The 22,750-nt window shown below is 42.5% G+C and carries 25 protein-coding genes and 1 tRNA gene; 24 read left to right on the top strand and 2 right to left on the bottom strand.

Annotated features, from left to right (window positions below; all coding sequences use genetic code 11):
- The 22 genes from ACESR9_RS09560 (at nucleotide 1) to ACESR9_RS09455 (ending at nucleotide 17,330) form a co-directional block, all read left to right on the top strand.
- Complete coding sequence (locus ACESR9_RS09560) at nucleotides 1–819, top strand: ABC transporter permease (RefSeq protein ID WP_373106366.1); 819 nt, start codon at nucleotides 1–3, stop codon at nucleotides 817–819.
- Between the two features lies 1 nt (nucleotide 820).
- Nucleotides 821–1,606: an ABC transporter permease gene (locus ACESR9_RS09555; RefSeq protein ID WP_023919332.1), complete on the top strand. Its 786-nt coding sequence runs from the start codon at nucleotides 821–823 to the stop codon at nucleotides 1,604–1,606.
- Between the two features lie 38 nt (nucleotides 1,607–1,644).
- On the top strand, nucleotides 1,645–2,106 hold the full coding sequence (locus ACESR9_RS09550; RefSeq protein WP_003017336.1) for a GNAT family N-acetyltransferase: 462 nt from the start codon (nucleotides 1,645–1,647) through the stop codon (nucleotides 2,104–2,106).
- A gap of 46 nt (nucleotides 2,107–2,152) precedes the next feature.
- Nucleotides 2,153–2,225, top strand: a tRNA-Thr gene (locus ACESR9_RS09545).
- Nucleotides 2,226–2,425: 200 nt separating this feature from the next.
- Entirely contained in the window at nucleotides 2,426–2,737 is a 312-nt protein-coding gene (locus ACESR9_RS09540) for a LiaF transmembrane domain-containing protein (RefSeq protein ID WP_049471759.1), read from the top strand.
- Nucleotides 2,738–3,037: 300 nt separating this feature from the next.
- Nucleotides 3,038–3,484 carry a LytTR family DNA-binding domain-containing protein gene (locus ACESR9_RS09535; protein WP_003004160.1) on the top strand — a complete coding sequence of 149 codons (447 nt, stop codon included), beginning with the start codon at nucleotides 3,038–3,040 and terminating at the stop codon, nucleotides 3,482–3,484.
- 4 nt (nucleotides 3,485–3,488) lie between these two features.
- A complete protein-coding gene (locus tag ACESR9_RS09530; RefSeq protein ID WP_013904689.1) occupies nucleotides 3,489–4,184 on the top strand; it encodes a LiaF transmembrane domain-containing protein in 696 nt (231 codons plus the stop codon).
- A gap of 118 nt (nucleotides 4,185–4,302) precedes the next feature.
- On the top strand, nucleotides 4,303–4,491 hold the full coding sequence (gene rpmB, locus ACESR9_RS09525) for a 50S ribosomal protein L28 (RefSeq protein ID WP_001140948.1): 189 nt from the start codon (nucleotides 4,303–4,305) through the stop codon (nucleotides 4,489–4,491).
- A gap of 142 nt (nucleotides 4,492–4,633) precedes the next feature.
- Entirely contained in the window at nucleotides 4,634–4,999 is a 366-nt protein-coding gene (locus ACESR9_RS09520; RefSeq protein ID WP_003004393.1) for an Asp23/Gls24 family envelope stress response protein, read from the top strand.
- A gap of 2 nt (nucleotides 5,000–5,001) precedes the next feature.
- The gene (gene fakA, locus ACESR9_RS09515) at nucleotides 5,002–6,666 is read left to right on the top strand and encodes a DAK2 domain-containing protein (protein WP_373106365.1); all 1,665 of its coding nucleotides are present in this window, start codon (nucleotides 5,002–5,004) and stop codon (nucleotides 6,664–6,666) included.
- A 284-nt stretch (nucleotides 6,667–6,950) separates the two neighbouring features.
- Nucleotides 6,951–7,505 (top strand): SP0191 family lipoprotein, encoded by a 555-nt coding sequence (locus ACESR9_RS09510; RefSeq protein ID WP_023919327.1) that lies wholly within the window; start codon nucleotides 6,951–6,953, stop codon nucleotides 7,503–7,505.
- A 135-nt stretch (nucleotides 7,506–7,640) separates the two neighbouring features.
- Nucleotides 7,641–7,832 (top strand): hypothetical protein, encoded by a 192-nt coding sequence (locus ACESR9_RS09505; protein WP_014712940.1) that lies wholly within the window; start codon nucleotides 7,641–7,643, stop codon nucleotides 7,830–7,832.
- 72 nt (nucleotides 7,833–7,904) lie between these two features.
- Nucleotides 7,905–8,822, top strand: a complete 918-nt coding sequence (locus ACESR9_RS09500; RefSeq protein WP_373106364.1) for an ABC transporter ATP-binding protein — start codon at nucleotides 7,905–7,907, stop codon at nucleotides 8,820–8,822.
- Entirely contained in the window at nucleotides 8,791–9,531 is a 741-nt protein-coding gene (locus ACESR9_RS09495; protein WP_373106363.1) for an ABC transporter permease, read from the top strand. The genes ACESR9_RS09500 and ACESR9_RS09495 overlap by 32 nt, the downstream gene beginning before the upstream one ends.
- Complete coding sequence (locus ACESR9_RS09490) at nucleotides 9,528–10,625, top strand: sensor histidine kinase (RefSeq protein ID WP_340281784.1); 1,098 nt, start codon at nucleotides 9,528–9,530, stop codon at nucleotides 10,623–10,625. The genes ACESR9_RS09495 and ACESR9_RS09490 overlap by 4 nt, the downstream gene beginning before the upstream one ends.
- A gap of 1 nt (nucleotide 10,626) precedes the next feature.
- Nucleotides 10,627–11,226: a response regulator transcription factor gene (locus ACESR9_RS09485; protein ID WP_340281786.1), complete on the top strand. Its 600-nt coding sequence runs from the start codon at nucleotides 10,627–10,629 to the stop codon at nucleotides 11,224–11,226.
- Nucleotides 11,227–11,414: 188 nt separating this feature from the next.
- On the top strand, nucleotides 11,415–13,115 hold the full coding sequence (locus ACESR9_RS09480; RefSeq protein ID WP_003004603.1) for an acetolactate synthase large subunit: 1,701 nt from the start codon (nucleotides 11,415–11,417) through the stop codon (nucleotides 13,113–13,115).
- On the top strand, nucleotides 13,108–13,584 hold the full coding sequence (gene ilvN / locus ACESR9_RS09475) for an acetolactate synthase small subunit (protein ID WP_003010242.1): 477 nt from the start codon (nucleotides 13,108–13,110) through the stop codon (nucleotides 13,582–13,584). The genes ACESR9_RS09480 and ilvN overlap by 8 nt, the downstream gene beginning before the upstream one ends.
- 68 nt (nucleotides 13,585–13,652) lie before the next feature.
- Nucleotides 13,653–14,675: a ketol-acid reductoisomerase gene (gene ilvC / locus ACESR9_RS09470; RefSeq protein WP_003004157.1), complete on the top strand. Its 1,023-nt coding sequence runs from the start codon at nucleotides 13,653–13,655 to the stop codon at nucleotides 14,673–14,675.
- A gap of 76 nt (nucleotides 14,676–14,751) precedes the next feature.
- Nucleotides 14,752–16,002: a threonine ammonia-lyase IlvA gene (gene ilvA / locus ACESR9_RS09465; RefSeq protein WP_049473272.1), complete on the top strand. Its 1,251-nt coding sequence runs from the start codon at nucleotides 14,752–14,754 to the stop codon at nucleotides 16,000–16,002.
- A gap of 110 nt (nucleotides 16,003–16,112) precedes the next feature.
- On the top strand, nucleotides 16,113–17,006 hold the full coding sequence (locus tag ACESR9_RS09460; RefSeq protein WP_049475093.1) for an SPFH domain-containing protein: 894 nt from the start codon (nucleotides 16,113–16,115) through the stop codon (nucleotides 17,004–17,006).
- 108 nt (nucleotides 17,007–17,114) lie between these two features.
- Nucleotides 17,115–17,330, top strand: coding sequence for a capsule biosynthesis transcriptional regulator (locus tag ACESR9_RS09455; RefSeq protein WP_003004771.1), 216 nt, complete (start codon nucleotides 17,115–17,117; stop codon nucleotides 17,328–17,330).
- A 120-nt stretch (nucleotides 17,331–17,450) separates the two neighbouring features.
- Here the strand turns inward: ACESR9_RS09455 and ACESR9_RS09450 are convergent, their stop codons facing one another.
- Together ACESR9_RS09450 and ACESR9_RS09445 are read right to left on the bottom strand one after the other, a co-directional pair.
- A complete protein-coding gene (locus ACESR9_RS09450) occupies nucleotides 17,451–18,191 on the bottom strand; it encodes an amino acid ABC transporter ATP-binding protein (protein WP_125826529.1) in 741 nt (246 codons plus the stop codon).
- Entirely contained in the window at nucleotides 18,191–19,753 is a 1,563-nt protein-coding gene (locus tag ACESR9_RS09445) for an ABC transporter substrate-binding protein/permease (protein ID WP_070505441.1), read from the bottom strand. Before ACESR9_RS09445 ends, ACESR9_RS09450 begins: the two co-directional genes overlap by 1 nt.
- Before the next feature lie 117 nt (nucleotides 19,754–19,870).
- Here ACESR9_RS09445 and ACESR9_RS09440 point away from each other — a divergent pair, with 117 nt between their 5' ends.
- Complete coding sequence (locus tag ACESR9_RS09440) at nucleotides 19,871–21,778, top strand: DUF2207 domain-containing protein (protein ID WP_070505442.1); 1,908 nt, start codon at nucleotides 19,871–19,873, stop codon at nucleotides 21,776–21,778.
- Between the two features lie 108 nt (nucleotides 21,779–21,886).
- Nucleotides 21,887–22,723, top strand: a complete 837-nt coding sequence (locus ACESR9_RS09435; protein WP_013904699.1) for an undecaprenyl-diphosphate phosphatase — start codon at nucleotides 21,887–21,889, stop codon at nucleotides 22,721–22,723.
- The last annotated feature ends 27 nt before the right edge of the window (nucleotides 22,724–22,750 follow it).

Here is a 22,750-nt window from a genome sequence, read left to right as displayed (position 1 = left end):
ATGGTCAAATTGTGGAGACGTTATAAACCCTTTATCAATGCAGGGATTCAGGAGTTGATTAGCTATCGAGTCAACTTTATTCTTTATCGGATTGGCGATGTCATGGGTGCTTTTGTGGCTTTTTATCTATGGAAGGCTGTCTTTGATTCCACCCAGGAGCCTTTGATTCAGGGCTTCAGTATGGCGGATATCACCCTCTACATCATCATGAGTTTTGTGACTAATCTTCTGACTAGGTCGGATTCTTCCTTTATGATTGGTGATGAGGTCAAGGATGGTTCCATTATCATGCGCTTGTTGCGACCAGTGCATTTTGCGGCTTCTTACCTCTTTACGGAGCTTGGTTCCAAGTGGTTGATTTTTATCTCTGTTGGACTGCCATTTTTAAGTGTCATTGTTTTGATGAAAATCTTATCTGGGCAAGGGATTGTAGAAGTGCTGGGACTAACTACCCTTTATCTTTTTAGCTTAACGCTGGCCTATCTGATTAACTTTTTCTTTAATATCTGCTTTGGATTTTCAGCCTTTGTATTTAAAAATCTTTGGGGTTCCAACCTACTTAAGACTTCCATAGTGGCCTTTATGTCTGGGAGTTTGATTCCCTTGGCTTTCTTTCCAAAGGTCATTTCAGATATTCTGTCCTTCTTACCTTTCTCATCCTTAATTTACACTCCGGTCATGATCATTGTTGGGAAATACGATGCCAGTCAGATTCTTCAAGCTATCTTGCTACAGTTCTTCTGGCTTATAGTGATGGTGGGCTTGTCTCAGTTGATTTGGAAACGAGTCCAGTCATTTATCACCATTCAGGGAGGTTAGTATGAAAAAATATCAACGCATGCATCTGATTTTTATCAGACAGTACATCAAGCAAATCATGGAATACAAGGTCGATTTTGTGGTTGGTGTGTTGGGAGTCTTTCTGACTCAAGGCCTGAACCTCTTGTTTCTCAATGTCATCTTTCAACACATTCCCTCCCTAGAAGGTTGGACTTTTCAAGAAATTGCCTTTATCTATGGATTTTCCTTAATTCCAAAGGGACTAGATCATCTCTTTTTTGACAATCTCTGGGCTTTAGGTCAACGACTAGTTCGAAAAGGGGAGTTTGACAAGTATCTGACTCGTCCTATCAATCCTCTCTTTCACATCCTCGTTGAGACCTTTCAGATTGATGCCTTGGGTGAACTCTTGGTCGGTGGCATTCTATTAGGAACAACAGTAACTAGCATCTCTTGGACTCTTCCAAAATTTCTGATTTTTCTAGTCTGTATTCCTTTTGCGACCTTGATTTACACTTCTTTAAAAATCGCGACAGCTAGCATCGCTTTTTGGACCAAGCAGTCAGGTGCCATGATTTACATTTTCTATATGTTTAATGATTTTGCCAAGTATCCTATTTCTATTTACAATTCGCTCCTTCGTTGGTTAATTAGCTTTATTGTACCTTTCGCCTTTACGGCCTACTATCCTGCCAGCTATTTCTTGCAGGACAAGGATGGACTCTTTAATATTGGTGGTTTGATTCTGATTTCCCTTGTTTTCTTTGTTATTTCCCTCAAACTTTGGGATAGGGGATTGGATGCTTACGAAAGTGCTGGTTCGTAAGAGGTAAAGTAAGACTAAAATCAAGAAAGGAACTTATGATGTTTGTAATTAAAGAAGTCAAGGGTGAAGATCAAAAAATGGCAGTTGTCGCTGAGATTTTAAGGGATTTGCCAGAATGGTTTGGAATACCAGAAAGCACGCAAGCCTACATTGAAGGAGCTAAGGATTTACGAGTTTGGGCTGCTTATCAAGAAAGTGATGTAGTAGGGTTTATAAGTTTATCATATTCGAGTGAAGATTGTGCTGAAATTGACTGTCTAGGCGTGAAAAAATCATTCCAAGGTCAAGGAATTGGAAGGGAATTAATTACGACTATAGAAAGAGAAGCAGTCAAACAAGTGGACTACCTACAGGTCAAAACAGTCGCAGAAGGTTCAAATAAAGATTATGACCGAACAAATGTCTTTTATCGCAGTCTTGGTTTTAAAAAATTAGAGATTTTTCCGCAACTATGGGATCCACAGAATCCATGTCAGATTCTGATTAAAAAGATCAACTAAAAGTGCTTGACATCCGCTATCAGAGTGCTATACTAAGAAGGTAATCGCCGATTTAGCTCAGTTGGTAGAGCAACGCACTCGTAACGCGTAGGTCACAGGTTCGATCCCTGCAATCGGCATAGAAAAAATCTGCTTTGAAGGAGCGAGACGATGAATAATGGTGATCACATATTCGTTCGGTCTCGCTCCTTCTTTTGACCACATAGGCGCCATTTTTGACCACTTAGTCAAAAGTCCTTGTCTCCGTAGGAGCTCTCTGCTATCATAGAATCATCAAAGGAAGAAATACTTCCGAATAATCAAAATGAGGTATATGATGATGAAAAAACTACTTGGACTTGGATTTATTTTGGTTGCTCTTGCGGTTGTCACAATGGGAATGGTTGGTTTTCCAAAGCTCGATGTGAACATCTGGCCCCTATTTCCTGTTCTCTTATTTGCATTCTTTACACTTGAAAATCTCTTGAAAAAAGATTACAAGGCAAGTGTTATCTGCGCCTTGATCGCATTTATGATCGCAAATGCGATTTACGATGTCCTGCCGGTTTCAAATGGTCTGGTCATCACAGCAGGTGTGCTCGCTTGCGTAGGTCTTAGTTTTCTTTTACCGGACAAGGAAAGCAATAAATAAAGAAAGGAGGCTGGGATAAAAATCCTAGCCTCTCAATTGTCTTTGGATTGTAGAGCAAGACGCAGTGGTTGAGTGGGCTCTACTATGCTGATTTCATCAGCTTTTACAGCCCTACTCAACTGTGCGGAGGTGGGACGACGAAATCGAATTCTAACGAATGACCGATTTCTGTCCCACTCTCTTTTTTACTTCTCAAAAATGACCTCTTGATGGGGAAAACGTGCCACTTACTGAAAAGCCCTTGTTTTGTTTTCAACAGCTGTTATAATGGTACTATCAAAACGTTGGGAAAGGAGTTTTATGAAAGTTAGAATCGAATTGGATCCATCAATGGACGAGCCTGAGATCTTGATTCGAGCCCCGCGCTTGACCCCGGAGTTGACCCAGCTGCAAGAGAGAATCCTAGAACAAAAAGTTGCTCCTTTGGCCTTTTACAAGGATCGAAGTGAGTATTTTCTGGATGTGGCATCGATCCTCTTTTTTGAGACGGACGGGGAGAAGATTTTTGGTCACACCAAGGACGAGGCCTATGAGGTTAAGCAGAAGCTCTATGAGTTGGAGGAGCTGCTTCCCATCGCCTTTTGTCGGATATCCAAATCCACCATTGTCAACGCAAAGCAGATCTATTCTCTAGAAAAGTCTTTTTCAGGAACCAGCACGGTCAATTTCTATCAGACCCATAAGCAGGTTCACGTATCCAGACGCTACTATCAACTCTTAAAAGAACGACTAAATGAAATGAGGTAATATCATGAGAAAAAAATTAATCGGAGTATTCTTAATCCTTTTAGCAGCCTTAATCCTCTTACAAGGCTATTTTGTAAAATGGGACATTAGCATCTGGACCTTAGCTTGGGTCACCTTGCTTGCAGTCCTATCCCTCTCAAGTTTCTTAAAACGCCATTTTGGTTGGGGCTTCATCTATGGACTTTTAGCCCTCTTTTGTCTCAATGGGCAATACCATTTCCTTCCGGTGTCCAATTCGGTTGTCATCCTTTCCTCAATTCTCGCTGTGATTGGGCTCAACATTTTGTTTAAACCCTCTAAGAAAACAAAAGCCCGCCTAGCTTCCTATTCTGCTGGGTCCATGAGTAAGTCGGATGGCAATGACATTGATGTCACTTTTTCAACAGTGACAAAATATCTCAATGACCAACACTTTACCCGCGGAAGTGCAGATGTGAGTATGGGAGAAGCATCGGTTTATTTTGACAATTGCCGCATCGAGGGTCCATCTGCTCAGTTTGTTGTCGATGTTTCCCTTGGAAGTTTGAGTCTCTATGTACCAAGTGATTGGCGTGTCCATGTAAATGTGGATAATTCCCTCTCAGCGATCCAACATCAGGAAAATCCAAGTGCTCTGACAAGCAAGGATTTCTACATTACGGGCGATGTTTCCTTAGGAAATCTGGAAATTATCTATGTCGGAGCGAATTCGTTTTCTTAAGTCGGAAATGAAAAACTTTGGCCAAAAGCTTGCCAAGAGAGATTTTTTTTGGTAATATAGTACGGTATGTGGTGCTAGCACATCCGTTATATTAGATCTAATAGGAGGAAACACAGAAATGGCTAAAGTATGTTATTTCACAGGTCGTAAGACTGTATCAGGTAACAACCGTTCACACGCTATGAACCAAACAAAACGTGCCGTAAAACCAAACCTTCAAAAAGTAACTGTCCTTATCGATGGTAAACCTAAAAAAGTTTGGGCTTCAGCTCGTGCATTGAAATCTGGTAAAGTAGAACGCGTTTAATAAAGAATATAGAACCTCATAGAGGTTCTTTTCTTTTTCTCTAGAGACAGCTGTCACAGCGGGAGAAGAATAATCCCTACCCTTTTACAGCTGATCTCTTTTATGGTAAAATAGAATATAAAATACTTTTGAGGTAGAAATTATGACAGTAAAAATCAATACAAAGGACGGTCAAATTGAATTGACTGATGAGGTTATCGCAACTGTTGTAGGCGGTGCCGCTACTGAGATCTTCGGTGTGGTTGGAATGGCCAGCAAAAATGCGATCAAAGATAATTTCCAAGCCCTCCTAGGGAAAGAAAACTTCTCTAAAGGTGTTGTTGTCAAAACAACGGAAGCAGGAACTATCGCAGTTGATGTTTACACTGTTTTGAGCTATGGAACAAAGATCAGCGAAGTCTCAAAAAATATTCAAGAACGTGTGAAATTTAGTTTGGAAAATCAACTTGGAATCACTACGGATACTGTGAATGTCTATATTCAAAATATCAAGATTGTGGGAGAATAATCGTGGCTAATATTACTACAAGTTTATTTCAAGAAATGGTTCAAGCGGGGGCTACGCGCTTAAATAAACAAGCGGAATATGTAAACTCTTTGAACGTCTTTCCTGTACCAGACGGGGACACAGGAACCAATATGGGAATGACCATCGAAAATGGGGCCAAAGAAGTATCTGACCGTTCTGCATCAACTGTTGGAGAAGCGGCAGGGATCTTTGCTAAAGGCCTCTTGATGGGTGCGCGTGGGAACTCAGGAGTCATCACTTCTCAATTGTTCCGCGGATTTTCTCAAAGTGTCAAAGACAAAGAAGAATTGGATGGAGCAGCACTTGCAGCAGCCTTCCAGTCTGGTGTAGAAGTTGCTTATAAAGCCGTTATGAAGCCGGTTGAAGGAACCATTTTGACGGTTTCTCGTGGGGCAGCTATCGGGGCCAAGAAAAAAGCAGAATCTACCAACGATGCAGTAGAAGTCATGCGTGCCGCTCTTGAAGGAGCTAAAACTGCTCTTGCTAAGACTCCAGATATGTTGCCAGTCTTGAAAGAAGTTGGCGTGGTAGACTCTGGTGGTCAAGGGTTGGTCTTCATCTATGAAGGATTCTTGTCAGCCTTGACAGGTGAATTCATCGCTTCTGAAGAGTTCCAAGCAACACCTGCAACCATGTCAGAAATGATTAATGCAGAACACCACAAGTCCGTCGCTGGCCATGTGGCTACTGAAGACATCAAGTTTGGTTACTGTACAGAGATTATGGTGGCTTTGAAGCAAGGTCCAACCTATGTCAAAGACTTTGACTACGACGAATTCCGTAACTATTTGAACAATCTTGGAGATTCTCTATTAGTCGTCAACGATGATGAAATCGTCAAAGTCCACGTCCATACTGAAGATCCAGGTCTTGTCATGCAAGAAGGATTGAAATATGGTAGCTTGGTCAAGGTAAAAGTCGACAACATGCGCAACCAGCACGAAGCACAAGTTGAAAAAGAAGAGCGCCAAGCGAAACCAGCTGAAGCAAAAGAATATGCCATCATTGCAGTCGTTGCGGGTGACGGATTAGCGGATATCTTCAAAGCGCAAGGAGTGGATTACATCATCTCTGGTGGTCAAACCATGAACCCATCAACAGAAGACTTTGTCAAAGCAGTTGAAGAGTTGAATGCGCGCAACATTATTATCTTGCCAAACAACAAAAATATCTTGATGGCGGCTCAATCTGCAGCAGAAGTGATTGATCAACCTGCAGCAGTTGTTGAGACCAAGACCATCCCTCAAGGATTGACTAGTCTTCTTGCCTTTGATGAAAGCAAGTCGATCGAAGAAAACTACGAACGCATGAGCGCTTCATTGAGTGATGTTGTGTCTGGTAGTGTAACGACAGCAGTTCGCGATACCACTATTGATGGGCTTGAAATCCATGAAAATGATAATCTTGGAATGGTCGATGGCAAAATCGTTGTTTCAAATCCAGATATGATGGAAACCTTGGAAGAAACATTCGCTCATATGTTGGATGAAGACAGTGAAATTGTGACCATCTATGTCGGTGAAGACGGCAGTGAGGAGTTGGCAAATGAATTGGCCCAAGCCCTTGCTGAAAAATACGAAGATGTAGAAGTAGAAATCCACCAAGGTGGCCAACCTGTCTACCCATACTTGTTTAGTGTAGAATAATTGAACAGAAGGTTCCTTTCGGAACCTTTTTTTGTATATAGAAAAACGAGGAGATTCCCTATGAAAGCAGCGTGATTCAGAGGAATTGAGATTGAAGTGCCCCCTACACGGAAGCTTTATTCGTGAGAAAAAGAGGTTTCTGCAAAAAGTCTCACATTCATCAGTTTTTTATTCAAATGGAAGAGCTTGAAAAGAGGGGGAAATGGTTTGAGCAGTGGAGTTTTTAGACAAGAAAGATGCGATATGTTATACTGGTATCAGTATGTGAAAGGAGAGTTATAAAAATGAAGAAATTTTTTGTAACCCTTGGGCTAGCCATTTTGGTATTGACTGGTTGTTCGCAATCCCAAACAAAGAAAACTACAACCGCTAGCTCATCTAGCAGTTCCTCTGTTAAAAAAGAAGTAAAAAATGAAGAAAAAACCACAACCTTAGTAGGAGATATCAATGGGACAAAACACCGGGATATCATCAAGTCTAAGGGAGATAAGGTTGAAAACCTTCGCATCGAAGTGACGGCCGATCTGCCCCAACAACTTGGGACCATCGCAGCAGAAAAGTCACCTGAAGAGCTCACAGCAGCCATTCAAGCTTTGCTGGAGCAAAATGAAGACTATAAGAAGCTAAAAACTGTTCCCGGTTTTAGTTTGGAATACACAGTCACACCAGAGAAAAAATTGCTCTCAACCAGTGTGATTGACCTCAACCAAATTGACGCCAAGTCTCTTGAAGAAATTTCTTACTTCAAAGATGCTGGTCTCAATGATTTGAAAAACATGAAGGCAGATGCCTTGGTCAAGGCCTTGAAACTGCATGGCATGAAAGAAGAAGGTCAGTAAGAAGAATAGAAAAAGTCGAGTGAAGTCACTTGGCTTTTTTTAGTGACTTTTGTCATGTGAGCGAGTGACAAAATTATCTAGTGGCTGTTATTTTCTTTCGCTATAATATAGTCAGAAAGTAAGAGGTAAGGAAAAATGAAACAATGGTTCTATAAAGTGTTTACGTTAACAGTGGTGGGGATGGTCGTCTATTTGATCTTTTCAAAGGATGATAGTCTCTATTACCATTTTCCTTGGGAATTATTTGCTGGGATTGGCATCATGAGCTGGGCGGTTCAAGAAGGATTGAAAATGATCAAGGCTGTTAAAAAGGAGATGGAGCAATGAAAAAAACGGGAGTGATCTTAGTCGTTTTTGTCATCATTTCAGCTAGCCAAGCATGCTTGAAAGGAGAGTCTCATGAGTGTCATTAGAGTAGAGAACTTGAACAAAAGTATCAAAGGAAAGGTGATCCTAGAAGATCTTTCTTTCACAGTGGAGAGAGGGGATTGTCTGGCCTTGATTGGACCAAACGGAGCTGGGAAAACAACCTTGATGAACTGTCTGCTGGGAGATAGGAAGGCGACTTCTGGAACTATTGAAGTAGAGGGAAAAGCTCCTGGTCATCCTCAGTTAAAGGCTAGTGTCTCTTATCTCCCTCAAGAGAATGCTATCGTGCAAAAGCTAACCGTGCAGGAACTGATCAACTTCTTTCGCTCTATTTATCCCAACCCCTTAACATGGGAAGAAATTGATGATCTATTGCGATTCAGTCTGGAACAAAAGAAGCAATTGGCTAGTAAGTTGTCTGGTGGTCAAAAGCGCCTCTTATCCTTTGTTCTAACCTTGATTGGTTGTCCGAGTCTTTTGTTTTTGGACGAGCCAACTGCGGGAATGGATACGTCCACTCGCCAACGCTTTTGGGAAATCGTCGGGCATTTAAAGGACCAAGGTGTAACTATTGTCTATTCTTCCCATTACATCGAGGAAGTAGAGCACACAGCCGATCGAATTTTGGTCTTGCATCAGGGGCATTTGCTTCGGGATACGACTCCACTAGCTATGAGAAGCGAAGAGGTAGAAAAACATTTTACCTTGCCTTTGCGCTACCAAGCTCTAGTGGCAGAGATGGAAGACATTGGTCAAGTGGTCATTAAACCCGATGCCCTTCAGGTTGTGACACGGGACGCCAATCGTTTGTGGAGTCGATTACAAGAAGAAGGATGTTCGATCCAAAAAATCGAAGTAACCAATCGAAGTTTATTGGATTCTATTTTTGAAAATACAAAGGAAGTAGGTAGAGAAGATGAAACGCATGAAAGCTCTCGGCGTGGTTGAGTGGCATTTGACCAGTCGCCAAGCTATTTATTACTTGTTATCAATTGGGATGCCCACGGCCTTTTATCTCTTCTTTTCAGGGATGTACCAGGACACGCCAGGGGCCCCCGCTCACTTTATGAGGGATTATCTCCTCTCCATGACGGCTTTTTCCATGATGTCTACGGCTATCTTTTCTTTTCCAACTGTTCTTGAAACCGATCGACTCAATAATTGGCAAAAAGTCTTGCGCCATACCCCCGTATCTATGGTAGAATATTATCTAATAAAGGTTGTGGGTCTCTTTGTCGATTTTCTCCTATCGATTGTAGTTGTCTTTACCGTGGGACATGTGGTGCGGCATGTGAATATGCCCCTGCAGGATTGGGTCTTAGGAGCCTTCCTTCTCATCTTAGGAAGTCTAGCTTTTGTAGCGATTGGTCTGGTCTTGACCTTGCTTCCTTCTAGTCAATTGATGTCTGTTGTGGGCAATCTCCTCTATATGGGGCTTGCTGTCATGGGTGGCCTTTGGATGCCCATTAGCCTCTTTCCAGAATGGATGCAAGCCATCGGCAAATGCCTACCAACCTATCAATTGATGGAACTGATTAAGACCTTTTTAAATAAGGGGCAGATCAATGTTCTCGCTAGTGTCTATTTAACCTTGTTTACCCTGGTCTTCTTTACCCTTGTCATTGTTTATCGTCGTCATTCTGAGGTTCGTTCATGATTGAAAAACTCAAGCGTATCCATTATATGTTTTACGCTAGCCTAGTCTTTATGGGCTTTCCCTTTATCTCTATTTTATTAGGGGAGGTCCCCTACTGGCACTTCTTTTTAGCCCTCTTGTTTATTGCTTCCTATCTAGGAGTCTTGATTACTGAAAACAAAAAGCTGACCTGGATTTGTTGGCTATACCTCCTAGCCTATGTAGCAGGAAATACTCTTTTTATTAACGCCAACTATTTTTGGTTTTATTTCTTCATCAGTAACCTGTTAGTCTATCACTTTGAGATTTGCAATTTTCGCTCTCCTTATCTTTGGACAGTTTTTCTATCGCAATTCCTACTTTTTGGAGTTATCTTTTTCAAACAGAATGCGATGGAGTATGAATGGGTATTTTTAATCATCATTTTCTTCTTTACCCATGCCATGACTTACGGCATGGTTCGGATTCGGATGATGGAAGAGTTGAAAGCTGACCATGCCAAGCAAAATGCCCAGATCAATCTCTTACTGGCAGAAAACGAGCGCCATCGGATTGGCCGTGATCTGCATGACAGTCTAGGACACACCTTTGCTATGCTCAGTGTCAAGGCGGACCTAGCTGATCAATTCTTGGCATTGGGTCAGGTTGAGAAGGCCCAGGAACAGGTGCAAGAGATTCAAGCCATCAGTCAAGAGTCCATGCACCAAGTCCGAGAGATTGTCGAGAACCTGAAGCAGCGAACCCTGGCAAGAGAGCTAGAAACCGTCAAGCAAATGCTGGAAGTAGCTCAAATCAAAGTGGAGATTCAAAACGAGCTTGATACTGCTAGCATCTCGCCGATTCTAGAATCTGCTCTGGCCATGGTATCTCTGGAATTAGCTACCAATATGATCAAACACGCTAAAGCGACGCAGGCCCTTCTCTCTTATCGCTCCACCGAAACAGGTGTAGAAATGGTCGCAGAAGATAATGGCATCGGCTTTGACAAGGTCTCTGACAAAGACCTGCACTCGATTCGCGAACGGATTGCCTTGTTGGGAGGAGAGCTGGAGATCAGTCATCAACACAAGCCGACCCGGATAGAAATACGGATCCCCTATCAAGAAAGGAAATAAGATGCGTTTATTAGTTGCTGAAGACCAAAGTATGTTGCGCGATGCGCTCTGCCAGCTCTTGCTCCTACAAGAGGATGTGGAAGATGTCTTGCAGGCTGGCGATGGACAAGAGGCCATTCATTTACTCGAAACACATCCAGTCGATATTGCGATTTTAGATATCGAAATGCCCATCAAAACAGGGTTAGAGGTGTTGGAATGGGCTAAAAGTCAACAACCCCAGCTCAAGGTCGTCATCGTTACCACTTTTAAGCGGCCGGGCTATTTCGAGCGGGCCCTCAAGGCTGGAGTGGATGCCTATGTCTTAAAAGAACGCCGCATTACGGATTTGATGGCGACTCTTCATGCAGTTTTAGCAGGGCAAAAAGAATATTCGCCTGAATTAATGGAAGGGATCTTGACCCATCCCAATCCTCTAAGCACTCAAGAAAAGGCAGTTTTAAAAGAAGTCGCAAAAGGGGCTTCTAACCAAGAAATTGCTGATCGCTTATTCCTCTCAAACGGGACCATCCGCAATTATATGTCAGCCATTCTGACCAAGTTGGATGCGGAAAACCGGACTGAGGCGGCAAAAATTGCCCAAGAAAAGGGTTGGTTATAAGGAAGAAAAGTTTCTAGGGTTTCCTAGAGACTTTTTTTGTGATAGACGTAGCATTTTTAGAAAAACTCTCATTCTTCGGATTTGGATAGAAAATTCAGAAAATTTACTATTTTTCCTTGAAATATTTTCTAAAAATGGTATGATAGTAGCATGCTAATTTGATATACAAAGTACTGGAAAGGAGAGACATGGAGAAAATTACCTTAGAAACTGCAAAAACCGGTTCAGAGCTCGTTCTTGAAACCCTGCGTGATTTAGGCATTGACACGATTTTTGGTTATCCTGGTGGAGCGGTTTTGCCTTTATACGATGCCATCTATAGCTTTGAGGGTATCCAGCATATCTTGGGTCGTCATGAACAAGGATGCTTGCATGAGGCTGAAGGCTACGCCAAATCAACTGGAAAGCTGGGTGTCGCAGTCGTCACTAGTGGACCGGGGGCGACCAATGCCATTACAGGGATTGCAGATGCCATGAGCGATAGCGTTCCCCTATTAGTCTTCACTGGTCAAGTCAATCGTGCTGGGATCGGGAAAGACGCCTTCCAAGAAGCAGATATTGTGGGAATTACCATGCCCATCACCAAGTACAACTATCAAGTACGTGAGACGGCAGATATTCCACGAATTATCACAGAAGCTGTCCATATTGCGACGACTGGACGTCCTGGTCCGGTGGTGATTGACCTTCCAAAGGATGTGTCTGCTTTAGAGACAGATTTTATCTATGAACCAAGTGTGAAGCTTCCAAGCTACCAGCCTACCATTGAACCCAATGAATTGCAGATCAAAAAGATTTTGAAGCAATTGAGTAAGGCTAAAAAACCAGTTCTTCTTGCTGGTGGTGGGGTGAGTTACGCTGGAGCTGCAAAAGAGTTGATTGCTCTAGCAGAGCGCTATCAGATTCCAGTAGTGACTAGTCTTTTAGGTCAAGGAACGATTGCGACCAGTCATCCTCTTTTCCTAGGGATGGGAGGAATGCACGGATCCTTCGCGGCCAATATCGCTATGACAGAGACGGATTTCATGATCAGTGTTGGTTGTCGATTTGATGACCGTTTGACAGGGAATCCAAAGACTTTCGCTAAAAATGCTAAGGTTGCCCATATCGACATTGATCCTGCAGAAATTGGTAAGATCATTGCTGTCGACATTCCTGTGGTTGGCGATGCAAAGAAAGCCTTGCAGCAGTTGCTAGCAGAACCAACGGTTCATAACAACACAGAAAAATGGATCGAAAAGGTGACCCAAGATAAGAACCGGGTTCGTTCTTACGACAAGAAAGAACGGGTTGTACAGCCACAAGCTGTGATTGAACGCATCGGAGAGTTGACCAAGGGGGACGCTATTGTCGTCACAGACGTTGGACAACACCAAATGTGGGCAGCTCAATACTATCCTTACCAAAATGAGCGTCAATTGGTAACATCTGGTGGTCTAGGAACGATGGGATTCGGTGTTCCTGCAGCTATCGGAGCGAAAATTGCCAATCCAGATAAAGAAGTTGTTCTCTTTGTCGGAGATGGTGGTTTCCAAATGACCAATCAAGAATTGGCAATCTTAAATATTTATAAGGTTCCGATCAAGGTCGTTATGCTCAACAACCACTCGCTTGGAATGGTCCGTCAATGGCAAGAAGCCTTCTATGATGGTCGGACGTCAGAGTCAGTCTTTGATAGCCTTCCAGATTTCCAATTGATGGCGCAAGCTTACGGGATCAAGAATTATAAATTTGATAATCCTGAAACTCTTGAGAAGGATTTGGAAGTCATCACAGAAGATGTACCAATGTTCATCGAAGTAGACATTTCTCGGAAAGAGCATGTCTTGCCGATGGTACCAGCTGGTAAGAGTAATCATGAGATGTTGGGGGTGAAGTTTAATGCGTAGAATGTTAACAGCCAAACTTCAAAACCGCTCAGGTGTTCTGAACCGCTTTACTGGAGTCTTGTCGAGACGTCAAGTCAATATCGAAAGCATCTCTGTTGGCGCAACAGAAAACCCTAATGTATCGCGGATTACCATTATCATTGATGTTGCTTCGCATGATGAAGTAGAGCAAATCATCAAACAGCTCAACCGCCAAGTGGATGTGATCCGTGTCCGGGATATCACTGATAAACCACACTTGGAGCGCGAAGTGATCCTGGTGAAAGTTTCTGCACCTGCTGAGAAGCGAGCAGAAATCTTGGCCATTATTCAACCTTTCCGTGCGACCGTGGTCGATGTAGCCCCAAGCTCTATCACCGTTCAAATGACGGGAAATGCAGAAAAGAGCGAAGCCCTCATTCGTGTTATTCGACCTTATGGGATTAAAAACATCGCCCGCACCGGTGCAACCGGATTTACACGAGATTAATTCTCACCTTAACATTGTTAACCCCGCCTTAAAAAGGCAAATAATATAATAGAAAAGAGATTTTACTTATGGCAGTTCAAATGGAATACGAAAAAGACGTTAAAGTACCAGCACTTGATGGTAAAAAAATCGCCGTTATCGGTTATGGTTCACAAGGTCATGCACACGCACAAAACTTGCGTGATTCAGGTCATGATGTCATCATCGGTGTGCGTCCTGGTAAATCATTCGATAAAGCAAAAGAAGATGGATTTGAAGCTTACCCAGTTGCAGAAGCAACTAAATTGGCTGATATCATCATGATCTTGGCACCAGACGAAATCCAAAAAGATATCTACAAAGATGAAATCGCTCCAAACTTGAGCGCTGGTAAAGCTCTTGGTTTTGCCCATGGTTTCAATATCCACTTTGGTTACATCAAAGCTCCTGAAGACGTAGATGTCTTCATGGTTGCACCAAAAGGACCAGGTCACTTGGTACGTCGTACTTACACTGAAGGATTTGGTGTACCAGCACTTTACGCTGTCTACCAAGATGCTACTGGTAATGCGAAAGACATTGCAATGGACTGGGCAAAAGGTGTTGGTTCAGCACGTGTTGGTCTTCTTTCAACAACCTTCAAAGAAGAAACAGAAGAAGATTTGTTTGGTGAACAAGCCGTTCTTATGGGTGGTTTGACAAGCTTGATCGAAGCTGGATTTGAAGTTTTGACAGAAGCTGGTTATGCACCTGAATTGGCTTACTTCGAAGTCCTTCACGAAATGAAATTGATCGTTGACTTGATCTACGAAGGTGGCTTCAAGAAAATGCGTCAATCATGTTCAAATACTGCAGAATTTGGTGATTTCGTAACTGGTCCTCGTGTTATCGGTCCAGAAGTAAAAGAAAACATGAAAGCTGCCCTTGCTGATATCCAATCAGGTAAATTTGCACGTGAATTCGTTGAAGACCACGATGCTGGTTTCCCACGTTTGAAAGCCTTCCGCAAACAAGCTGAAGAACTTGAAATTGAAAAAGTTGGTGCTGAATTGCGTAAAGCAATGCCATTCGTTGGTCAAAACGACGATGACGCCTTCAAAATCTACAACTAATTGTCTGTAGAAGACTAAGCAAGTTGGGACACCCTAGCTTGCTTTTTTGATCAATACACAGCAACAGAGGTATGAAATGATAACAGCAAAAGATGTGGCTAAGGCCCATAAAATATTAAGTGGAGTCGTTGTCAATACGCCCCTTGAATACGACCACTATTTATCTGAAAAATATGGGGCAAAGATTTATTTGAAAAAAGAAAACGCCCAACGTGTTCGTTCGTTCAAGATTCGTGGAGCGTATTTTGCAATTTCTCAACTCTCTAAAGAAGAGCGTGAGCGTGGGGTGGTGTGTGCTTCTGCGGGAAACCATGCGCAAGGAGTTGCTTATACTTGTAATGAAATGAAGATTCCAGCAACCATCTTCATGCCGATTACAACACCGCAACAAAAGATCGGCCAAGTCCGCTTCTTTGGTGGGGACTATGTAACGATTAAGTTGGTGGGGGATACCTTTGATGCATCAGCTAAGGCGGCCCAAGAATTTACTCTCGCAGAAAAACGGACCTTTATTGACCCGTTTGATGATCCACACGTACAGGCTGGCCAAGGAACAGTGGCCTATGAAATTCTTGAGGAAGCTCGAAAAGAATCGATTACCTTTGATGCTGTCCTTGTTCCTGTTGGTGGAGGAGGCCTCATTTCAGGTGTTTCTACCTACATCAAAGAAACAGAGCCTCGGATTGAGGTCATTGGGGTAGAGGCTGAAGGAGCGCGCTCCATGAAGGCTGCTTTTGAAGCAGGTGGTCCCGTCAAATTACCAGAAATCGATAAGTTTGCAGACGGGATTGCTGTGCAAAAGGTGGGACAATTGACTTATGAAGTGACCCGTCAACATGTGGAAACCCTGGTTGGGGTCGATGAAGGCTTGATTTCAGAGACCTTGATTGATCTTTATTCTAAACAAGGGATCGTAGCTGAACCAGCGGGAGCTGCCAGTGTGGCTTCCCTAGAAGTTTTGCGCGAATACATCAAGGGAAAAACGATCTGTTGTATTATCTCAGGTGGGAATAATGATATTAACCGCATGCCTGAAATGGAAGAACGTGCCTTGATCTACGATGGAGTGAAACACTACTTTATCGTAAACTTCCCACAACGTCCAGGGGCCCTTCGCGAGTTTGTAAATGATATCTTAGGGCCAAATGATGATATCACACGTTTTGAATACATCAAGCGCGCTAGTAAGGGAACAGGCCCTGTCTTGATTGGGGTTACTTTAGCCAATAAACATGACTATGCAGGCTTGGTCAACCGTATCGAGCGTTTTGATCCGTCTTTCATTAACTTGAACGGCAATGAAACACTCTATAATATGCTCGTCTGAGTATCATACAGAAATAATCGACCATTTAAGCAATATATTTTTAAGGAATATATTGCTTTTTTATCAATACTTGTGATATGATATGCGTAAATTAAAAGGAGGAACTTTTTATGCCTGGATTTATTATCTTTGTTTTATTCTTGTTACTGGTTGCAGGATTCATTGTGATTAGCTCACTATATGTGGTCAAGCAACAATCCGTTGCCATCATCGAGCGCTTCGGACGTTATCAAAAAATTAGCGATAGTGGCATTCATATGCGAGCGCCTTTTGGTATCGATAAAATTGCAGCACGAGTTCAATTGCGCGTCTTGCAGAGTGAGATCGTGGTTGAAACAAAAACTCAGGATAACGTATTCGTTACCATGAATGTGGCGACGCAATACCGAGTGAACGAAAGCAACGTAAAGGATGCCTACTACAAGTTGATGCGTCCAGAATCACAGATTAAATCATACATTGAAGATGCTTTGCGTTCTTCTGTTCCCAAGTTGACCTTGGATGAATTATTTGAGAAAAAAGATGAAATCGCCCTTGAAGTTCAAAAACAAGTGGCAGAAGAAATGTCAACTTATGGATATATTATTGTAAAAACCTTGATCACCAAAGTTGAGCCAGATGCCGAAGTGAAACAATCCATGAACGAGATTAATGCGGCGCAAAGAAAACGCGTGGCAGCTCAGGAATTGGCAGAAGCAGACAAGATCAAGATCGTTACTGCTGCCGAAGCTGAGGCGGAAAAAGACCGCTTGCACGGGGTCGGTATTGCCGAGCAACGGAAGGCTATTGTCGATGGATTGGCAGACTCTATTAAAGAGTTAAAAGGAGCCAATGTAGACTTGACCGAAGAGCAAATTATGTCTATTCTGTTAACCAATCAGTACTTAGATACCTTAAATAATTTTGCAGATAAGGAAGGGAATAATACGATTTTCCTACCAGCTAACCCAGATGGCGTTGAAAACATTCGTACACAAATATTATCAGCCTTGAAAGCAAAGTAAACTATTTCTCATTTTTTAAAAAAGGTTCGTATTTTCAGCGATTTTAGTTGACAAAATGTGCAAAACAATTTATATTAGTATTGGAAATAATAATATAGGAGAAAGATCATGGCTAAATCGAACTTTGAAAAAGTAGAATCAGTTGTTGGATGGGTACGCGATAAGAAAATTACGGGATATCGTATCAGTAAAGAAACAAATGCCCGTGAAATGTCTATCATTGCCTTGGCTCAAGGACGTGCAAAAGTGAAGAACATCTCGTTTGAAACTGCACTCGGATTGATTGATTTTTATGACAAAAATCATCAAAAATTCGAAGATTAATTTGTTGTTCCAATTAAAAACCAGAGAGGCTTCCTCTCTGGTTTTTTTCTATGCCTTAAAAGAAGAGGAGGTACAAAAAACAGCTTGCTTCCATACTGGTAAGCAAACTGTTTCAAGAGATTAGTGTAAGAAGCGTTGAAGGAATTCCTTGGTCCGTTCCTCTTTGGGATTACTAAAGATTTCTTTTGGATCTCCCTGCTCAGCTATGACCCCCTTGTCCATGAAGATGACACGGCTAGAGACATCGCGGGCAAATTCCATTTCGTGGGTTACGACGATCATGGTCAAACCTTCTTTAGCGAGGTCCTGCATGATCTTCAAAACTTCCCCAACCATTTCAGGGTCCAGGGCGGAAGTTGGTTCATCAAAGAGGATGGCATCAGGATCCATGGAAAGGGCACGCGCGATAGCGACCCGTTGCTTTTGACCACCTGAAAGTTGTTTCGGACGGGCAGCCCAATATTGAGATCCCATACCGACTTTTTCAAGGTTTTCTTTGGCAACTTTTTCTGCGGTTTCACGATCACGCTTGAGGACGGTTGTTTGTGCAACGATCGTATTTTCCAAGACATTTAAATTTTCAAAAAGATTAAAGCTTTGGAAAACCATTCCCAATTTCTCGCGGTAGTGGGTAAGATCATACTCAGGATCAAGAACATTTTGCCCACGATAGAGAATCTCTCCATCAGTAGGAGTCTCTAGAAGATTGATGGAGCGAAGAAAGGTTGATTTTCCGCTACCTGAGCTCCCGATGATGGAGATCACCTCTCCTTTTTCAACCGTGAGCGAAATATCTTTCAAAACCTCATTTTGACCATAAGATTTTTTTAAATGTTGGATTTCAAGAATTTTTTCTGCCATTATTTCACCTCCTTGACTTGCATTTGATTGGCACCTGTAGTATAAGTATCAGAATCTAAGCGACGTTCGATGTAGCGAAGAATTCGTGTGATGGTAAAGGTGAGAACGAAGTAAATCACAGCGATGATCGTAAAGGTTGGGAAGTATTGGTAGTTTTGAGTTGCGACCGTATTTCCTGTAAAGTACAATTCAACTACAGAGATAACATTCAAAACAGATGTATCCTTGATGTTAATAACAAATTCATTCCCTGTTGCTGGCAAGATATTGCGAACAACCTGTGGAAGGACGACCTTGCGCATGGTTTGTCCATGGGTCATTCCTAGAGCAGTCGCTGCTTCAAACTGACCTGGATCCACTGCTAAGATCCCACCACGAACAATCTCACTCATGTAAGCTCCGGTATTGATTGATACGATAAAGATGGCGGCCCAGGTACGATCCAAGGAAATGTTGAAGGCTTGGGCGGAACCATAGAAAATGACCATGGATTGAACGATCATCGGAGTTCCACGGAAGATTTCAATGTAGACATTGAGGAACCAACCAAAGGCAGTTTGACATCCAGCAAGGAATTTATTCTTAGCCTTCGGAGCTGTTCGGAAGACACCGATTAACAAACCGATGATCAAACCAGCAATGGTCCCTGTCATGGAGATGAGGAGGGTCATACCCGTTCCTCGTAAGAACTGTGGGCCATTATCCTTTAAAATCTTCATCATTTGGCTAAAGAATGTCTGCTTATCATCACTAGCATCACTGGAAGCTGGTTGCTTCTTAATCATATCATCCATGAGTTTGACTTGGTTTTCAGACGAAATCTTAGCTAGTGCGGCATTGACTTGGTCAATTCTAGTGTCGCCCTTCTTCATCCCGATAGCGATGGTCGCATCTTCTTCTCCAACTTCAAATCCTTTTTTGAATTGGATCATCTTAAATTTAGAATTAGCGGACTCAGCGGTTAGGGCTTCTGGTCGTTCGGAAACATAAGCATCGATGACGCCGGATTCAAGCGCTTGACGCATTTGAGCAAAGTCTCCCATGGCGGTTTCTTGTTTTGCCCCTTTGAGTTGAGAAATAAGCGAGTAGAGGTAGACCCCTTGTTGAGAGGTAACCTTTGCGTCCTTAAAGTCATCTAGACTAGTGGCATTCGCATAGTTTCCGTCTTTGCGGACCAGCATGACCGGCTCGCTGGTATAGTAGCTATTAGAGAAGGCGACCTCTTTTTTACGTTCAGCAGTGGGACTCATCCCGGCGATAATCATATCGATTTTACCAGATGTGAGTGCTGGAATTAAACCGTTCCAAGATGTTTTCACGATCAAAGGTTTTTTACCTAAATCCTCAGCAACTTTTTTGGCGATTTGGACATCGTACCCATTGGCATATTGATTGGTACCGTCAATTTTAACAGCTCCATTTGCATCATCTTCTTGGGTCCAGTTGAAAGGAGCGTAGGCCGCTTCCATTCCGATTCGTAAATAGTCATCTGCATGAGCAACCTGTGTGATCCCCAGGCAAATGAAAAGCCCTGTTAAGAGCGCGAATAATGTTTTTTTCATTTTTTCTCCTCTTCCTTATTTTAACTTCTCCTATTGTACAGTAAAATAGGTTGCATTTCAAACATGGTCCTCTTTTTATTTAAAAAATGCTATAATAATACAAAGGAGCGTGATCAAATGAAAAAGTATTTGTATGTTTTTTTTGCCTTTCTGGCCTGTCTTTTTGTCAGTCAGAATGTCCATGCATCTAGCCCATCTTATGATGTACTTTACTATGGTGGAACCTTGACCTTGGACACTTGGGACGACGCCACCTATGAGGAAGAACTGGTTTATTATTTCAAAGATTCTTATAGAGGGCAGTATGTTAGCCTAGGAACTGCGGGGAACATGCCACAAGGCTTTGCAATTGAGATACCGCCAAAGGTTGAGGTGGAAGGTCGTGATCTTCAAAGAGAACCCGAGATTACGAATCTAGGTGATGGCTACCGAGTGAAAATTTATAACAGTGGTGTAGCGACAGATACTGTCAAAATAAAAGTCACATGGAAATTAAAAAATCTCCTCTATTCACATAAGGATATCTTGCAGTTGAATTGGAAACCAATTACTGATGGCGATCAGAAGGTGGACGAAGTTCAGTTTCGTGTCATCCCTAAGTTTGCACCAGCTAATGCCCAATCGGAACTGTATATCCATACAGCCTTTATGGGACCGGATGTGACTGTAAAGAAAGAAGATGGAATCTATTCTGCCACTTTCTATAACCTAGGCAAAGGAAAGGCTGTGGAGTTGTATGGTTACTGGTTGAAGTCAGATCTAACTACTTTGTATGATTCTGGTCGAAATACAGGATTAACCAAATTGGATGAATTTCACAAGAACCAAGCTAAAATTGAACAGGAAAAATACTGGACACGCATGTTTTGGAACTGGATCTTGCCAGCCTTCATTATTGCACTCTGGCTTCTTTCTCTCTTGGGTCGCAATCGGTTCAAAAAAATGATTTGGCCTGGTGTGACCTATCCGACCAATACTCGTCTTTATGAGATTCCACAGGATATTGCACCTCTTGTTATGAGCTCGGTTGTTTATTCAGCTGAATTAGACGAGGCCTCCCCGACCAATAAAGAGAAGGCAACTCCGCCAGTGTTTACATTTGAAAAAATGCTTCAAGCTACATTGCTGGATTTGATGGATCGTGGAGTGATTGTCTACGAGCAACAAGGAAATGAAGTCGTTTTGACGAGAAAGTCTCATGGACATGTGGATGATTTTGAACGCTCCTTTATGAATATGGCTTTTGGGGATCAAGTTTCCTGTCCTGTTAACCGTCTCTTTGAGAATTATGAATTTAGTGATGATGTATACAAACATGCTAAAAAAGCAGATCAAGATGCGATTCGTTCACTAGGAAGTAAGGCTCAGGCTCGTTTTGATACGGCTGTCAACCAAGTGGCCCGAGATGTTCATCGCAAGGTGGAAGATCTCCATTTGCCAAGCTACTATCGCCCTTTAGAGGCAAATGAAGAAGCACAAGCTAGACGAAGTCTCTTCTTTGGTTGGGCTGCTTGGTTTATCGCTCTTGGAGCAGAAATCTTTGCTATCTTTGGGATGGGTTGGTTCTCTGTTCCTTGTTTGATAGGGATCCTCATACTTTGGTTTATGCCAGTGCGCTTCAATGGTGTCTTTAAAGCCTGCCTACGAGATGGGGTTGTCAATCTTGCGGGTGCTGAGCAACGCTATTACTGGGATAGTTTTGGTCGGATGTTGAAAGAGATTGCCCACCTCAACGATGCAGAGTTGCAGTCTCTGGTCCTATGGAATCGCTTATTGGTCTATGCGGCCTTGTATGGTGTAGCTGATCAGGTCACAAAGGTCATGAAACTTCGGAATATTCATTTAGAAAATCAAGCCTTAAACGCCTTCGTTTACACCCCGTTCTATCATGATGTGACCCACTCAAGTCATGCCATGTCTACTTATGGATCGACAGCATCGACAGCTAGTCATTTCACGGTTTCTTCTGGTAGTGGAGGAGGTTTCTCTGGCGGAGGAGGCGGAGGAGGCTTTGGTGCCTTCTAAGTAGCACTAAGAATGGTCTTGGTCGCTCTTTCCCTTCTAGTTTAGAAGGCCTGGTCCAGTCCATAGATTTATGATATAATAGAGCAAATGTAAGTTTAGGAGAAAAAGATGTTTCTGATCGAATTAATCAAGGCGGTTCTTTTTGGGATTGTCGAGGGGATTACAGAATGGTTACCGATCTCAAGTACAGGTCACTTGATTCTGTTACAGGATTTTGTGCAGTTTAAAAATCAAGATCCAGCCTTTATGGAGATGTTCAATGTTGTGATCCAATTGGGAGCGATCCTAGCGGTTGTGGTGATTTATTTCGATAAATTGTATCCCTTCAAACCTGGTAAATCTCCACTAGAAGTACGTCGGACCTGGCAATTATGGGCAAAAGTTGCGGTTGCAACCCTCCCTCTTGTCTTTGTTTTTAAATTAGATGATTGGTTTGAGGCGCATTTTCACAATTCGATTTCCGTTGCGATTATGTTGATCACCTACGGGATTGCCTTTATCTATCTGGAAAGACGAGAACAAGTTGAGCCAGCAGTAACGGAATTGCATAAGCTACCTTATCGAACAGCTCTTTATATCGGACTCTTCCAAGTTTTATCGCTATTTCCAGGAACAAGCCGTTCAGGTGCTACGATTGTAGGTGGCTTGATCAATGGTGTTAGCCGCCCAGTGGTGACAGAATTTACCTTTTATTTGGGGATTCCAGCTATGTTTGGGGCTAGCCTCTTAAAGGTTGGAAAATTCGCTCTTGGCGGACATTCGCTTGCACTGGGACAACTCTTTATTCTACTGGTAGCGATGGGAGTGGCCTTCGTAGTCAGCATGTACGCCATTCGCTTCTTGACAGATTATGTGAAAAATCATGATTTCACCGTCTTTGGGAAATACCGGATCGTTCTTGGTTCCATCTTGTTATTGTATGGACTCTTCCGTGTTATTTTCTAAGAGAAGGCTTGAACTTGATCAAATTAT

Source organism: Streptococcus parasanguinis, from assembly GCF_964238605.1.
GTDB classification, from domain to species: Bacteria; Bacillota; Bacilli; order Lactobacillales; family Streptococcaceae; genus Streptococcus; species Streptococcus parasanguinis_AJ.
This window is presented reverse-complemented; position numbering and strand designations above follow the sequence as displayed.